The sequence below is a fragment of the Variovorax defluvii genome (assembly GCF_039541515.1).
Lineage (GTDB): Bacteria > Pseudomonadota > Gammaproteobacteria > Burkholderiales > Burkholderiaceae_C > Variovorax > Variovorax defluvii.
In genome coordinates this window covers 176,501-190,448 of record NZ_BAABGJ010000076.1, presented here as the reverse complement: position 1 = coordinate 190,448, position 13,948 = coordinate 176,501, and the positions used below count along the sequence as shown (strand labels likewise).

Sequence of the window (13,948 nt, the reverse complement as noted above, 5' to 3'; positions counted from 1 at the left end):
ACGCTGATGACTTCGTGTATCGCTGCCCCCCGAGGGGGCACTCAACGCCCTTCGGGCGGCCGGGCGGGCGTTGCACGATTGGCCCCCACGCTCATCACTTCGTGTATCGCTGCCCCCCGAGGGGGCACTCAACGCCCTTCGGGCGGCCGGGCGGGCGTTGAATGGTCCGCCTCAACTTTCTCCTGCTCATGGCCGTGCTGGCCTCGGCGATGTACCTGGTGCATACGCAGTACCTGTCGCGCCAGCTCTTCACCGAGTTGCACCGGGTGCAGAATGAAGCGCGCCGGCTCGAACTCGAGCGCGACCGGCTGGAGGTGGAGAAGCGTGCCCAGGCCACGCCGCTGCGGGTGGAGCGGCTGGCCAAGGAGCAGTTGAAGATGCGCACGACCACGCCCGCCATTACGCAGTACGTGCGTGCCGACGGCACGGTGATCCCCGCGGTGGCGCCCGCGCCGCCGACGACGCCCGCAGGACAGCGGCCGCAAGCCGCGGCACCGGCGGCCAGGAGGAGTGCTCCATGAGCCGCACGGCCGTTCCCAAGGCGAATACCGCAGCGCGCAGCGCGGAGGCACTCCAATGAGCAGCCGCCGCAGTGTGCAGTACACGACCAGCCCCCTGCTGGCGAGCAAGACGCCCGTGTGGCGCAGCAAGTTCATCGTCGGCGGCATCGCCTTCGGCTTCCTGGTGCTGGCCGGCCGAGCCGCCTACGTGCAGGTGATCGGCAACGCCTTCTTCCAGCGCCAGGGCGAGGTGCGCTATGCGCGCACGCTGGAGCTGCCGGCCAACCGCGGGCGCGTGCTCGACCGCAACGGCCTGCTGCTGGCGTCCAGCGTGGTGGCGCCCAGCATCTGGGCCATTCCCGAAGACATCGAACGCGACGACCCGGAAGTCCGGGCCAGGCTGCGCCAGGTGGCCAAGCTGCTGGGCATGTCGCAGAAGGACTTCGACAAGAAGCTGGAGGACGAAGACAAGACCTTCGTCTGGATCCAGCGACAGGTCGACGAGCCCATCGCCAAGCAGATCGCGCAGCTCAACATCAAGGGCCTCTACCAGCGCAAGGAATACAAGCGTCAGTATCCCGAGGGCGAAGCCGCGGCGCACGTGGTCGGCTTCACCAACGTGGAAGACAAGGGCCAGGAAGGCATCGAGCTCGCCTTCAATCACGAGCTGGCCGGCAAGGCCGGCTCCAAGCGCGTCATCAAGGACCGGCTCGGCCGCGTGGTCGAGGGCATCGGCGAGCAGGTGCCGCCGGTGGACGGCAGGGACATCCAGCTGAGCATCGACAGCAAGGTGCAGTTCTTCGCCTACCAGAAGCTGCGCGACGCGGTCACGACCCACAAGGCCAAGGCCGGCAGCGTGGTGGTGCTGGACGCCGTGACCGGCGAGGTGCTGGCGCTGGCCAACTACCCCAGCTACGTGCCCGACAAGCGGCAGAACCTCACCGGCGAACAATTGCGCAACCGCGCGCTGACCGACACCTTCGAGCCCGGCTCGACCATGAAGCCCATCACCGTCGCGATGGCGCTGGAGGCGGGCCGCATCAAGCCGCAGACGCCGATCGACACCTCGCCCGGCCGCTTCAGCATCGGCGGCTTCACCATCAGCGACACCCACAACTACGGGCTGCTGACGGTCGAGGGCGTGATCCAGAAGTCCAGCAACGTGGGCGCGCTCAAGATCGCCCAGAAGATGAGCCCGCACGAGATGTGGGACACCTACACCGCGCTGGGCTACGGGCAGAAGCCGCAGATCCAGTTCCCCGGCGCGGTGACCGGGCGGCTGCGCCCGTGGAAGGGATGGAAGCCGGTGGAACAGGCCACCATGTCCTACGGCTACGGCCTGTCGGCGTCGCTGTTCCAGATGGCGCACTCGTACACGGCCTTCGCCCACGACGGCGCCATCATCCCGGCCACCATCCTCAAGAGCCCGGAGCCTGCGGTGGGCGTGAAAGTGTTCTCGCCCCAGAACGCGCTGGCGGTGCGCAAGATGCTGCAGATGGCCGCCGGCCCCGGTGGCACCGGCCAGCGCGCGCAGACCATCGGCTACTCGGTGGGCGGCAAGTCCGGTACCGCGCACAAGCAGGTCGGCAAGGGCTACGCCAGCAACAAGTACCGCTCCTGGTTCACGGGCATGGCCCCGATCGAGAAGCCGCGCATCATCGTCGCGGTGATGATCGACGAGCCCAGCGCCGGCCAGTACTTCGGCGGCCTGGTCGCGGCCCCGGTGTTCAGCGAGGTGGTGCAACAGACGCTGCGCATGATGAACGTGCCGCCGGACCTGGCGGTCAAGCCGCTGGTCGTGACCGACGGCGTGGAGGAAAGCTTCTGATGCAGACGCCTTCCACCCTCCACACGCTCCACACCCCCGTCGAGGCCGCAGCCTGGCTGAAGGCCCGCGTGCGCGGCGCACTGTATGCCGACAGCCGCCCGGTCGGCGCGGGCGACGGCTTCGTCGCCTGGCCCGGCGCGGCCACCGACGGCCGGCGCCATGTCGCTGCCGCGCTGGCGCAGGGCGCGGCCGCCTGCCTGGTCGAGGCGGAGGGCGTCGAGGCCTTCGGCTTCGACGCAGCCGACGGTCGCATCGCCCGCTACGCCGGCCTGAAGGCCGCCACCGGCCCCATCGCCGCGGCCTTTTACGACGAGCCCTCGTCGCGGCTGGACCTGCTCGCCGTCACCGGCACCAACGGCAAGACCTCCACCGCCTGGTGGCTTGCGCAGGCGCTGAGCGCGCACGAGTCCGCGCGTCCGTGCGGCGTGGTGGGCACGCTGGGCATCGGGGTGCCGCCCGATCTCACCTACACCGGCCTCACCACGCCCGATCCGGTGATGCTGCAGCGCGAACTGCGTGCCTTCGCCGACCGTGGCTTCGGCGCCTGCGCGATCGAGGCCTCGTCCATCGGCATCGCCGAGCGCCGCCTCGACGGCACGCGCATCGCGGTGGCGGTGTTCACCAATTTCACCCAGGACCATCTGGATTACCACGGCAGCATGGACGCCTACTGGCAGGCCAAGGCCGAATTGTTCCGCTGGCCCGGCCTGCGCGCCGCCGTGGTCAACGTCGATGACGTGCGAGGTGCCAGCCTGGCGGCCAGCCTGAAGGAGCGCGGCGAAGGCGCGCCGGCCCTGTGGACCGTGTCGGCCACCGGTGCGCGTGCACGACTCGCGGCGCGCGACGTCGGCTACGACGCCGAGGGCCTGCTGTTCACCGTCGTCGAGGAGGGCAGCGTGCCCGTGCGCCTCTCGACGCAACTGATCGGCCAATACAACGTGGCCAACCTGCTGGGCGTGCTGGGCACCCTGCGCGCGCTCGGCCTCACGCTGCAGGAGGCGGCGGGCGCCTGTGCCCGGCTGGGCAGTGTGCCGGGCCGCATGGAGCGCGTGAGCGTGCCGGGCCGGCCGCTGGCGGTGGTCGACTATGCGCACACCCCCGACGCGCTGGACAAGGCGCTGGCTGGCCTGCATCCGCTGGCGCGGCAGCGCGGCGGGCAGCTGTGGTGCATGTTCGGCTGCGGCGGCGACCGCGACAGCGCCAAGCGCCCGATGATGGCCGCCGTGGCCGAGAAGCAGGCCGACCGCGTGGTCCTGACCAGCGACAACCCGCGCAGCGAGAAGCCCGGTGCCATCATCAGCCAGATCCTGCTGGGCCTCGCGCGCCCGGAGGCCGCGCAGGTCGAGCCCGACCGCGCCAAGGCCATCCGGCAGACGCTGGACCAGGCCGCACCCGAAGACGTGGTGCTCCTGGCCGGCCGCGGCCACGAGGCCTGGCAGGAGATCGCGGGCGAGCGCATCGCCTTCTCCGACCGGGCGCATGCCATCGACGCGTTGACCCGGAGGAGAAGTGCAACATGAGCCGCACGGCCGTTCCGATGGCGAAGACCGCGTCGCACAGCGTGGAGGTGATCCGATGACCGCGCCGCAGGCAGAAGCACCCATGATGACGCTTCGGCAGGCGCAGGCCTGGATACCGGGCGCCCGCCTGGTCGGCGATCCCGACGTGCCCGTGTGGCGCGTGCACACCGACACGCGCACGCTCGCCGCCGGCGACCTGTTCGTCGCTCTCAAGGGCGAACGCTTCGACGCCAACGACTTCCTGGTCGACGCGCGTGCGCGCGGCGCGGCCGCGGCCATCGCCCATGGCGGGCTGGCGGCGGCCGGCCTGCCCGGCCTGGAAGTGCCCGACACGCTGGCCGCGCTGGGTGCGCTGGCCCGCGGCTGGCGCGCGCAGTTCGAACTGCCCCTGGTCGCCGTCACCGGCAGCAACGGCAAAACCACGGTCACGCAGATGATCGCCGCCATCTTGAGTGCGGCCGGTGCCGACCGGGCCCTGGCGACCATCGGCAACCTCAACAATGAAATCGGCCTGCCGCTGACGCTGCTGCGCCTGCGCGCGTGCCACCAGCTCGCGGTGGTCGAACTGGGCATGAACCACCCGGGCGAGATCGCTCGGCTGGCGGCGATCGCACAGCCCACCATCGGGCTGGTCAACAATGCCCAGCGCGAGCACCAGGAGTTCATGGCCACGGTGGAGGCGGTGGCGCGCGAGAACGCCGCCGTCTTCGCAGCGCTGCCGGACAACGGCACCGCCGTGTTCCCCTACGGCGACGCGTTCACCGGGCTGTGGAACGAGATGGCGCACGAGGGCGCTTCGCGGCGCTGCCTGAGCTTCGGCGAACAGCCCAATGCCGACATCGCGCTGGGCCGTGCCGAATGGAAGCAGGGCGCCTGGCATTTCGAGGCGCGCACGCCGCTGGGCGAGATCCGCACCACCCTGCGCGTGGCGGGCCGCCACAACGTGGTGAACGCGCTGGCCGCGATCGCCTGCGCGCTGGCCTGCGGCGTCTCGATCGACAAGATCGCGGAGGGCCTGGCGGCCTTCGAACCGGTCAAGGGCCGTTCGCGCGCGAGCGAGCTGAAGCTGGCCGATGGCCGTGCCCTCACGCTGGTGGACGACAGCTACAACGCCAATCCCGATTCGGTGCGCGTCGCCGTCGACGTGCTCAGCGGCCTGCCGGGCCCGCGCCTGCTGGTGCTGGGCGACATGGGCGAGGTCGGCGACCGCGGCCCGGAATTCCACGCCGAGGTCGGTGCCTGGGCGGCCGAGCGCGGCATCGATGCCCTGTTTGCGCTGGGCGAGGCCTCGGTCCATGCCACATCGGCCTACACCCGTGGCGGCGGCGCCGAAGCCCGGCATTTCAATGATATCGACACGCTCAACGCCGCGGTGCTGGCGCAGCTGCCGCGCATTGCCAGCGTGCTGGTCAAGGGCTCCCGCTTCATGCGGATGGAGCGCGTGGTCCAGGCCATCGTTGCCGGCGCGTCGTCGCAACACAAGAAAGAGGAGGGCGGCCATGCCGAATGAGCCGCGCGCGCTCGCATCATGCTGATGACCCTGGCTCAATGGCTGCAGACGGTCTCGCCGGAGCTCGGGTTCCTGCGCATCTTCCAGTACCTCACGTTCCGCGCGCTGATGGCTGCGCTCACCGCGCTGCTGCTGGGCCTGGGCGCGGGCCCCTACGTGATCCGCCGGCTGGCCGCGCTCAAGATCGGCCAGCCGGTGCGCGGCTATGCCATGGAAACGCACTTGAGCAAGAGCGGCACGCCCACCATGGGCGGCGTGCTCGTGCTGGTCTCGATCGCGATCGCCACGCTCCTGTGGTTCGACCTTTCCAACCGCTTCGTGTGGATCGTGCTGTGGGTGACGCTGGGCTTCGGCGCCATCGGCTGGGTGGACGACTGGCGCAAGGTGGTGCGCAAGGACCCCGAAGGCATGCGCTCGCGCGAGAAGTACATCTGGCAGTCGGTGGTGGGGTTGGTGGCGGCCTTCTACCTGCTGTTCAGCATCTCGGAAAGCTCCAACTGGCGCGTGCTCGAGCTCTTCTACGCCTGGGTGAGTTCCGGCTTCGACCTGGACTTCCCGCCCAAGATCAACCTCCTGGTGCCCTTCTTCAAGGAGGTGAGCTACCCGCTGGGCGGCATCGGCTTCGTGATCCTGACCTACCTGGTGATCGTGGGCGCCAGCAACGCGGTCAACCTCACCGACGGCCTCGACGGCCTGGCCATCATGCCGGTGGTGATGGTGGGCTCGGCATTGGGCGTCTTCGCCTACGTGACCGGCAGCGCCGTCTATTCGCGCTACCTCCTGTTCCCGCACATCCCCGGCTCGGGCGAACTGCTCGTGTTCTGCTCGGCCATGGCCGGCGCGGGCCTGGCCTTCCTGTGGTTCAACACCCATCCGGCGCAGGTCTTCATGGGCGACGTGGGCGCGCTCGCGCTGGGCGGCGCGCTGGGCACCATCGCGGTGATCGTGCGGCAGGAGATCGTGTTCTTCGTGATGGGCGGCATCTTCGTGGTCGAGGCGATCTCGGTGATGGCCCAGGTGACCTACTTCAAGTACACCAAGAAGCGCTTCGGCGAAGGCCGCCGCGTCCTCAAGATGGCGCCCCTGCACCACCACTTCGAGAAAAGCGGCTGGCGCGAGACACAGGTGGTGGTGCGCTTCTGGATCATCACCATGCTGCTGTGCCTGGTGGGCCTGTCGACCTTGAAGCTGCGGTGAGAGCGATGCGGCATCTTCAAGACCAACACGTGCTGATCCTGGGCCTGGGCGCCTCCGGCCTGGCCATGGCGCGCTGGTGCGCCCGGCACGGCGCCAGGGTGACCGTGGCCGACACGCGCGAGGCGCCGCCGCAGCTCGCCGCGCTGCAAGCGGAGTTGCCCGATGCCGCCTTCGTCGGCGGGCCCTTCACGGCCGCGCTGGTCGAAGGCACGCCGGTGCGTGCGGTCTACCGTTCGCCCGGGCTGGCGCCGGCCGCCATCGCGCCGGTGGTCGATGCGGCCCGCGCCGTGGGCCTGCCGGTGGGCGGCGAACTCGACCTGTTCGCACAGGCGCTGGCTGACCTGCAGGTGGTCGACGACACCGAGCCCTCTGCAGCGTCCGACACACAAGACGATGCGGCCGCCATGGACGAAGCGACGACGGTGGAAACCCCCGCCGTCGATACGGCGCAGCCGGCCCCCGAACCCGTCGACGACGATGACGACGCCGAGCCCGCCGCGCCGCCGCCCATCCCCGTTCCTCCGGCGCCGCGCGGCTACCACCCCGCCGTGCTGGCCGTCACCGGCACCAACGGAAAGACCACCGTCACCGCGCTGACCGGCCAGCTCGTCGCGCGGGCCGGCAAGACGGTTGCGGTGGCCGGCAACATCGGCCCGACCCTGCTCGACACGCTGGCCGCGCACATCGACGCCGGCACGCTGCCGGCCGTGTGGGTGCTGGAACTCTCCAGCTTCCAGCTCGACGGTGTGCAGGGCTTCGAGCCCACCGCCGCCACCGTGCTCAACCTGTCGCAGGACCACCTCGACTGGCATGGCGACATGGCCGCCTACGCCGCAGCCAAGAAGCGCATTTTCGGCAGCCAGGGCGTGATGGTGCTCAACCGCGAAGACGAAGCCGTGATGGCGATGGGCGCCGCCGGGCCGTCCCAGGCCGCGAACGCCCCATCGGGGGCCGGCGACGATGCGCGAGCGCGCAGCGTGGGGGCATCGAGACGGCCTGCGCCTGCCAAGCTGGCCAAAGGCCGGCAGCCGCGCAGCATCGTCAGCTTCGGCGCCGGCATGCCGCAGCGCCCGGGCGACTGGGGCATCGAGCGCGTCAACGGCATGGCCTGGCTGGTGCGCGCCCTCGAGGCCGACGAAACGCAGAAGCGCAAGCGCGGCGCCGCGGCCGAGGAGGAGGAGCTGCACATCCAGCGCCTGATGCCGGCCGATGCACTGCGCATCCGCGGCCGCCACAACGCGCTCAATGCGCTGGCCGCGCTGGCGCTCGCCACCGCGGCCGGGTGCCAGCTCGGCCCCATGCTTTACGGCCTGCGCGAGTACCGGGGCGAGCCGCACCGGGTCGAGCCCGTGGCCATCGTGGACGAGGTGGAGTTCTTCGACGACAGCAAGGGCACCAACGTCGGCGCCACGGTCGCCGCGCTCGCCGGCCTGGGCGAGGAGCGCCGCGTGGTGCTCATCCTGGGCGGCGAAGGCAAGGGCCAGGACTTCTCGCCGCTGGCCGCGCCGGTGCGCCAGTACGCGCGCGCCGTGGTGCTGATCGGCCGCGATGCGCCGCTGATCGAGGCCGCGCTCGCCGGCACCGGCGTCTCGCTGTCGCATGCCGCCTCGATGGAAGAGGCGGTCCGCCTCGCGGCCGGCCGTGCGCATCCCGGCGACGCGGTGCTGCTGTCGCCGGCGTGCGCCAGCTTCGACATGTTCAAGGACTACGCGCACCGCGCCGCCGTTTTCTGCCAGGCGGTGCAGGACTGGGCCGAGGCGCCGCGCAGCGCCGGGCTGGATGCCGCGAACGAGGAGGGGGACCGATGAGCTCCACCGCCGCCGGCCCGGCCGCGACGCCCAACAAGCGCCCCGCCTTCTGGCAAGGCTGGTTCAGCCGCGCCAAGAGCGGCATGGACGCCCTGCCCATGCACCTGCCGGTGCGCCTGGGCAGCGCCGGCATGACGCAGACCAAGGCCGCGCCAGTGCGCGTGCTGGGCTTCGACCAGGCGCTCGCCTGGGTCACGGTCGCGCTGCTGGCCTGGGGGCTGGTGATGGTGTATTCGGCCTCGATCGCGCTGCCCGACAACCCGCGCTTCGCGCGCGCCGGCTACAGCCCGACCTACTTCCTGACCCGCCACGTGGCCTCCATCGTCATCGCCTTCGTGGCCGCCCTGCTGGCCTTCCAGGTGCCCATGCGCACCTGGGAGCGCGCGGCGCCCTGGCTTTTCGTCGCCTCGCTGCTGCTGCTGGTGGCGGTGCTGATCCCGCACATCGGCATCAACGTCAACGGCGCGCGCCGCTGGCTGCCGATGGGCTTCATGCGCTTCCAGCCCTCCGAGCTGGCCAAGCTCGCGATGATCATGTACGCCGCCAGCTACATGGTGCGCAAGATGGAGATCAAGGAGCGCTTCTTCCGCGCCGTGCTGCCCATGGGCGTCGCGGTGGTGGTGGTGGGCATGCTGGTGATGGCCGAGCCCGACATGGGCGCCTTCATGGTGATCGCCGTGATCGCCATGGGCATCCTTTTCCTCGGCGGCGTGAACGCGCGCATGTTCTTCCTGATCGCGGCGCTGGTGGTGGTGGCCTTCGGCACCATCGTCGCCTCCAGCCCGTGGCGGCGCGAGCGCATCTTCGCCTACCTCGATCCGTGGAGCGAGGAGCATGCGCTCGGCAAGGGCTACCAGCTCTCGCATTCGCTGATCGCCATCGGCCGCGGCGAGATCTTCGGCGTCGGCCTGGGCGGCAGCGTCGAGAAGCTGCACTGGCTGCCCGAGGCGCACACCGACTTCCTGATGGCGGTGATCGGCGAGGAGTTCGGCCTGGTCGGCGTGCTGCTGGCCATCGGCCTGTTCCTCTGGCTCACCCGCCGCATCATGCACATCGGCCGCCAGGCGATCGCGCTGGACCGCGTGTTCGCCGGCCTGGTGGCGCAGGGGGTCGGCATCTGGATCGGCTTCCAGGCCTTCATCAACATGGGCGTGAACCTGGGTGCGCTGCCGACCAAGGGCCTGACCCTGCCGCTGATGAGCTTCGGCGGCTCGGCAATCCTGATGAACGTGGTGGCGCTCGCGGTGGTGCTGCGCATCGACTACGAGAACCGCGTCCTCATGCGGGGAGGCCGGGTATGAGCCGGACCGCTCTGGTCATGGCAGGCGGCACGGGCGGGCATATCTTCCCGGGGCTGGCCGTGGCCGAGGCCCTGCGCGAGCGCGGCTGGCGCGTGCACTGGCTGGGCGCGCCCGACAGCATGGAAGAAAAACTGGTGCCGCCGCGCGGCTTCGACTTCGAGCCGGTGCAGTTCGGCGGCGTGCGCGGCAAGGGCCCCCTCACGCTCTTCCTGCTGCCGATGCGCCTGCTGCGCGCCTTCTGGCAGAGCCTGGGCGTGGTGCGGCGCGTGCGGCCCGACGTGGTCGTCGGCCTGGGCGGCTACATCACCTTTCCTGGCGGCATGATGAGCGTGCTGCTCGACCGGCCGCTGGTGCTGCACGAGCAGAACTCGGTCGCAGGCCTGGCCAACAAGGTGCTGGCCGGCGTGGCCGACCGCGTCTTCACCGCCTTCCCCGACGTGATGAAGAAAGGCCTGTGGGTCGGCAATCCGCTGCGCGCGGCCTTTCTGTCGCAGCCCGATCCGGTCACCCGCTTCGCCGGCCGCAGCGGCCCGCTGAAGCTGCTGGTGATCGGCGGCAGCCTGGGCGCGAAGGCGCTCAACGCGGTGGTGCCGAAGGCGCTGGCGCGCATCGCGCCGGCCGAACGCCCGATCGTCCTGCACCAGAGCGGCGCCAGGCAGATCGACGAGTTGCGCGCCAACTATGCCGCTGCCGGCGTCGAGGGCGAACTCACGCCTTTCATCGAAGACACCGCAAGCGCCTACGCCGAAGCCGACCTGATCGTCGCGCGCGCCGGCGCGAGCACCGTCACCGAGATCGCGGCCGTCGGCGCGGCCGCGCTCTTCGTGCCTTTCCCATCCGCCGTGGACGATCACCAGACCACCAATGCCCGCTTCCTGGTCGACGCGGGCGGTGGCTGGCTCGTCCAGCAGAACGAACTGACACCCGAATTGCTGGCCGACTTGCTACAAAAGACCGGGCGCCCCGCGCTCCTGGAACGTGCCGTGAAGGCCAAGACGATGCAGAAGACCGAGGCTGTGGAAGTCCTCGTCCGTGCCTGCGAGGAGCTTGCCAAATGAAGCACGCGATCCGCCACATCCACTTCGTCGGCCTGGGTGGCTCCGGCATGAGCGGTATCGCCGAGGTGCTGTTCAACCTGGGCTACCAGATCAGCGGCTCCGACCTGGCCGACAGCGCGACGCTGAAGCGCCTGGCGGGCCTGGGCATCGGCACCTTCGTGGGCCACGATGCGGCGCACATCGCGGGCGCCGATGCGGTCGTCACTTCCACGGCGGTGCGCGCCGACAACCCCGAGGTGGTGGCGGCGCGCGAGAAGCGCATCCCGGTCGTGCCGCGGGCGCTGATGCTGGCCGAGCTGATGCGCCTCAAGCAGGGCCTGGCCATCGCCGGCACGCACGGCAAGACCACCACCACCAGCCTGGTGGCGAGCGTGCTCGCGGCCGCGGGGCTGGACCCGACCTTCGTGATCGGCGGCCGCCTCAACAGCGCCGGCGCCAATGCGCGCCTGGGCAGCGGCGACTACATCGTGGTGGAGGCCGACGAGTCGGACGCCTCCTTCCTCAACCTCATGCCGGTCATGGCGGTGGTCACGAACATCGATGCCGACCACATGGAGACCTACGGGCACGACTTCTCCAGGCTCAAGAAGGCCTTCGTCGACTTCCTGCACCGCATGCCGTTCTACGGCGTGGCCGTGCTGTGCACCGACGACCCGGCGGTGCGCGAGATCGTGCCCCAGGTGTCCTGCCCGGTCACCAGCTACGGCTTCGGCGAGGACGCGCAGGTGCGTGCGGTCAACGTGCGCGCGGTCGGCTCGCAGATGCACTTCACCGCGCAGCGGCGCAACGGCGTCACACTGCCGGACCTGGACATCGTGCTGAACCTGCCGGGCGAGCACAACGTGCGCAATGCGCTGGCCGTGATCGCCATGGCCGTCGAACTCAACGTGCCCGACGAGGCGGTGCAGCGCGGCCTGGCCGACTTCAAGGGCGTGGGCCGGCGCTTCCAGCGCTACGGCGAGGTCCAGCTGGGCGCGGCCCAGGGCCTGGGCAGCTTCACCTTGATCGACGACTACGGCCACCACCCGGTCGAGATGGCTGCCACCATCGCCGCCGCGCGCGGCGCTTTCCCGGGGCGGCGGCTGGTGCTGGCCTTCCAGCCGCACCGCTACACCCGCACGCGCGACTGCTTCGAGGACTTCGTCAAGGTCATCGGCGGCGCCGACGCGGTGCTGCTGGCCGAGGTCTATGCCGCCGGCGAGCCGCCCATCGTGGCGGCCGATGGCCGCTCGCTGGCGCGTGCCCTGCGCGTGGCCGGCAAGGTCGAGCCCGTCTTCGTCGACGACATCGCGGCCATGCCGCAGGCCATCCTGGACAACGCGCGCGACGGCGACGTGGTGATCTGCATGGGCGCCGGCTCCATCGGCGGCGTGCCGGCCAAGGTGGTCGAGCTGGGCGGCGCCGCCGATTCTTCGTCTTCCAACCCATCCGGGCGCACTTCACAGACCGTGCGCGAAGGGAGAACACTGTGAACCCGCAGGACTTCGGCAAAGTCGCGGTGCTGTTCGGCGGCACCTCGGCCGAGCGCGAGATCTCCATCATGTCGGGCACCGGCGTGCTCGCGGCGCTGCGCGCCCGCGGGGTCGATGCCCATGCCTTCGATCCGGCCGAGCGCGAGCTGGCCGAACTCAAGCACGAGGGCTTCGACCGCTGCTTCGTGGTGCTGCACGGCCGACATGGCGAGGACGGCACGGTGCAGGGCGCGCTGGAGCTGCTGGGCATTCCCTACACCGGCTCCGGCGTCATGGCCTCGGCCGTCGCCATGGACAAGGTGATGACCAAGCGCATCTGGCAGGCCGACGGCCTGCCCACGCCGCGCTATGCACGCCTGGCCTTCGACCAGCAGAGCCGCGAGCAGATCCTGGCCGTGCCCGACGTGCTGGGCCTGCCGCTGATCGTCAAGCCGCCGCGCGAGGGCTCCTCGATCGGTGTGACCAAGGTGCAAGGCTATTCCGAGATGGAGGAGGCGGTGGCGCTGGCCGTGCGCTACGACGCCGACGTGCTCTGCGAGGAGTTCATCGAAGGCGAGGAGGTCACCTGCGCCGTGCTGGGCAGCGGCCTGGACGCGGTGGCGCTGCCGGTGGTGCGCATCGCCGCGCCCGAGGGTGCCTACGACTACCAGAACAAGTACTTCACCGACGACGTGAAGTACCACTGCCCGGCCGGCCTGTCCGAGGCCGAGGAGCACGAGATCCGCCGCATCACGCTGGCCGCCTACCACCAGCTCGGCTGCCGCGGCTGGGGCCGGGCCGACCTGATGATCCGCGCCAGCGACCGCAAGCCCTTCCTGCTGGAGATGAACACCTCGCCCGGCATGACCACCCACTCGCTGGTGCCGATGTCTGCGCGCGCGGCGGGCATCTCCTACGAGGACCTGTGCCTGCGGGTATTGGCCACGTCGACACTGGATTCAAAAGCAAGAGTGTGATGGCCGACAGCATCCCCACGCCCTTCGACGTCAAGCTCATGAACGTGACCGCGACCCTGGTGTACGCGGTGTTCGCGCTCGTGCTGCTGGCAGCGGGCGCATGGTGGGTGCTGCGCCAGCCCTTCTTCCCGCTGGCCGGCATCAAGGTGGACGGCGAGGTCACGCACAACAACGCGGTCACGCTGCGCGCCAACGTCGCGCCGCAGCTGGCCGGCAACTTCTTCACCGTCGACCTGGCCAAGGCCCGCTCGGCCTTCGAGTCGGTGCCCTGGGTGCGCAAGGCGGTGGTGCGCCGCGAGTTCCCCGACAAGCTGCGCGCCACGCTGACCGAGCACGTGCCGGTGGCCCACTGGGGCGACGAAGCCGAGTCGCGGCTGATCAACGGCTTCGGCGAAGTCTTCGAGGCCAACGTGGCCGAGGTCGACGACAAGCTGCCGCGCCTGGAGGGACCGATCGAGCAGGCCGGCCAGGTGCTGGGCATGTACCGCGAGCTGCAGCCGCTGTTCGTGCCCTACGAGCTGACGATCGAGCAGCTGCGGCTGTCCGGCCGCGGCAGCTGGAGCGTGGTGCTGGACAGCGGTGCCGTGCTCGAACTGGGCCGCGGCCGCAGCGAGGAGGTGGCGGCGCGCACCCAGCGCTTCCTCACCACCGTGGCCAACGTCGCCCGGCAATACGGCCGCACCGTCGCCTCCGTCGAGGGCGCGGACCTGCGGCACAACGAAGGCTACGCGCTGCGGATGCGCGGCGTCACCACGGTCACGAACGAGGCGCCAGCGCCCCGGAAGAAATAGAGAGAGC

11 protein-coding genes are annotated in these 13,948 nt (G+C 70.4%); all 11 read left to right on the top strand.

Going from position 1 to position 13,948, the window contains the following annotated elements:
- Positions 1-161: 161 nt before the first annotated feature.
- Positions 162-521, top strand: coding sequence for a cell division protein FtsL (gene ftsL / locus ABEA07_RS21260; RefSeq protein ID WP_345540338.1), 360 nt, complete (start codon positions 162-164; stop codon positions 519-521).
- A gap of 55 nt (positions 522-576) precedes the next feature.
- The gene (locus tag ABEA07_RS21255; protein WP_345540336.1) at positions 577-2,328 is read left to right on the top strand and encodes a peptidoglycan D,D-transpeptidase FtsI family protein; all 1,752 of its coding nucleotides are present in this window, start codon (positions 577-579) and stop codon (positions 2,326-2,328) included.
- The gene (locus ABEA07_RS21250) at positions 2,328-3,848 is read left to right on the top strand and encodes a UDP-N-acetylmuramoyl-L-alanyl-D-glutamate--2,6-diaminopimelate ligase (RefSeq protein ID WP_345540334.1); all 1,521 of its coding nucleotides are present in this window, start codon (positions 2,328-2,330) and stop codon (positions 3,846-3,848) included. The genes ABEA07_RS21255 and ABEA07_RS21250 overlap by 1 nt, the downstream gene beginning before the upstream one ends.
- Positions 3,849-3,930: 82 nt before the next feature.
- Positions 3,931-5,358: a UDP-N-acetylmuramoyl-tripeptide--D-alanyl-D-alanine ligase gene (locus ABEA07_RS21245; RefSeq protein WP_345540333.1), complete on the top strand. Its 1,428-nt coding sequence runs from the start codon at positions 3,931-3,933 to the stop codon at positions 5,356-5,358.
- A gap of 18 nt (positions 5,359-5,376) precedes the next feature.
- Entirely contained in the window at positions 5,377-6,555 is a 1,179-nt protein-coding gene (mraY, locus tag ABEA07_RS21240; RefSeq protein ID WP_345540331.1) for a phospho-N-acetylmuramoyl-pentapeptide-transferase, read from the top strand.
- A 5-nt stretch (positions 6,556-6,560) separates the two neighbouring features.
- Positions 6,561-8,363 carry a Mur ligase family protein gene (locus ABEA07_RS21235; protein WP_345540330.1) on the top strand — a complete coding sequence of 601 codons (1,803 nt, stop codon included), beginning with the start codon at positions 6,561-6,563 and terminating at the stop codon, positions 8,361-8,363.
- Positions 8,360-9,664, top strand: a complete 1,305-nt coding sequence (ftsW, locus tag ABEA07_RS21230) for a putative lipid II flippase FtsW (RefSeq protein ID WP_425584161.1) — start codon at positions 8,360-8,362, stop codon at positions 9,662-9,664. Before ABEA07_RS21235 ends, ftsW begins: the two co-directional genes overlap by 4 nt.
- Positions 9,661-10,722, top strand: coding sequence for an undecaprenyldiphospho-muramoylpentapeptide beta-N-acetylglucosaminyltransferase (gene murG, locus ABEA07_RS21225; RefSeq protein ID WP_345540329.1), 1,062 nt, complete (start codon positions 9,661-9,663; stop codon positions 10,720-10,722). The genes ftsW and murG overlap by 4 nt, the downstream gene beginning before the upstream one ends.
- Entirely contained in the window at positions 10,719-12,194 is a 1,476-nt protein-coding gene (murC, locus tag ABEA07_RS21220) for a UDP-N-acetylmuramate--L-alanine ligase (protein ID WP_345540328.1), read from the top strand. Before murG ends, murC begins: the two co-directional genes overlap by 4 nt.
- On the top strand, positions 12,191-13,150 hold the full coding sequence (locus ABEA07_RS21215) for a D-alanine--D-alanine ligase (RefSeq protein ID WP_345540327.1): 960 nt from the start codon (positions 12,191-12,193) through the stop codon (positions 13,148-13,150). The genes murC and ABEA07_RS21215 overlap by 4 nt, the downstream gene beginning before the upstream one ends.
- Positions 13,150-13,941, top strand: a complete 792-nt coding sequence (locus ABEA07_RS21210) for a cell division protein FtsQ/DivIB (RefSeq protein WP_345540326.1) — start codon at positions 13,150-13,152, stop codon at positions 13,939-13,941. The genes ABEA07_RS21215 and ABEA07_RS21210 overlap by 1 nt, the downstream gene beginning before the upstream one ends.
- Positions 13,942-13,948: the final 7 nt, after the last annotated feature.

Coding starts and splice junctions, on each gene's coding strand:
- ABEA07_RS21210 (WP_345540326.1), top strand. CDS start 13,150: ATGGCCGACAGCATCCCCACGCCCTTCGACGTCAAGCTCATGAACGTG.
- murG (WP_345540329.1), top strand. CDS start 9,661: ATGAGCCGGACCGCTCTGGTCATGGCAGGCGGCACGGGCGGGCATATC.
- mraY (WP_345540331.1), top strand. CDS start 5,377: ATGCTGATGACCCTGGCTCAATGGCTGCAGACGGTCTCGCCGGAGCTC.
- murC (WP_345540328.1), top strand. CDS start 10,719: ATGAAGCACGCGATCCGCCACATCCACTTCGTCGGCCTGGGTGGCTCC.
- ftsL (WP_345540338.1), top strand. CDS start 162: ATGGTCCGCCTCAACTTTCTCCTGCTCATGGCCGTGCTGGCCTCGGCG.
- ABEA07_RS21255 (WP_345540336.1), top strand. CDS start 577: ATGAGCAGCCGCCGCAGTGTGCAGTACACGACCAGCCCCCTGCTGGCG.
- ftsW (WP_425584161.1), top strand. CDS start 8,360: ATGAGCTCCACCGCCGCCGGCCCGGCCGCGACGCCCAACAAGCGCCCC.
- ABEA07_RS21235 (WP_345540330.1), top strand. CDS start 6,561: ATGCGGCATCTTCAAGACCAACACGTGCTGATCCTGGGCCTGGGCGCC.
- ABEA07_RS21245 (WP_345540333.1), top strand. CDS start 3,931: ATGATGACGCTTCGGCAGGCGCAGGCCTGGATACCGGGCGCCCGCCTG.
- ABEA07_RS21250 (WP_345540334.1), top strand. CDS start 2,328: ATGCAGACGCCTTCCACCCTCCACACGCTCCACACCCCCGTCGAGGCC.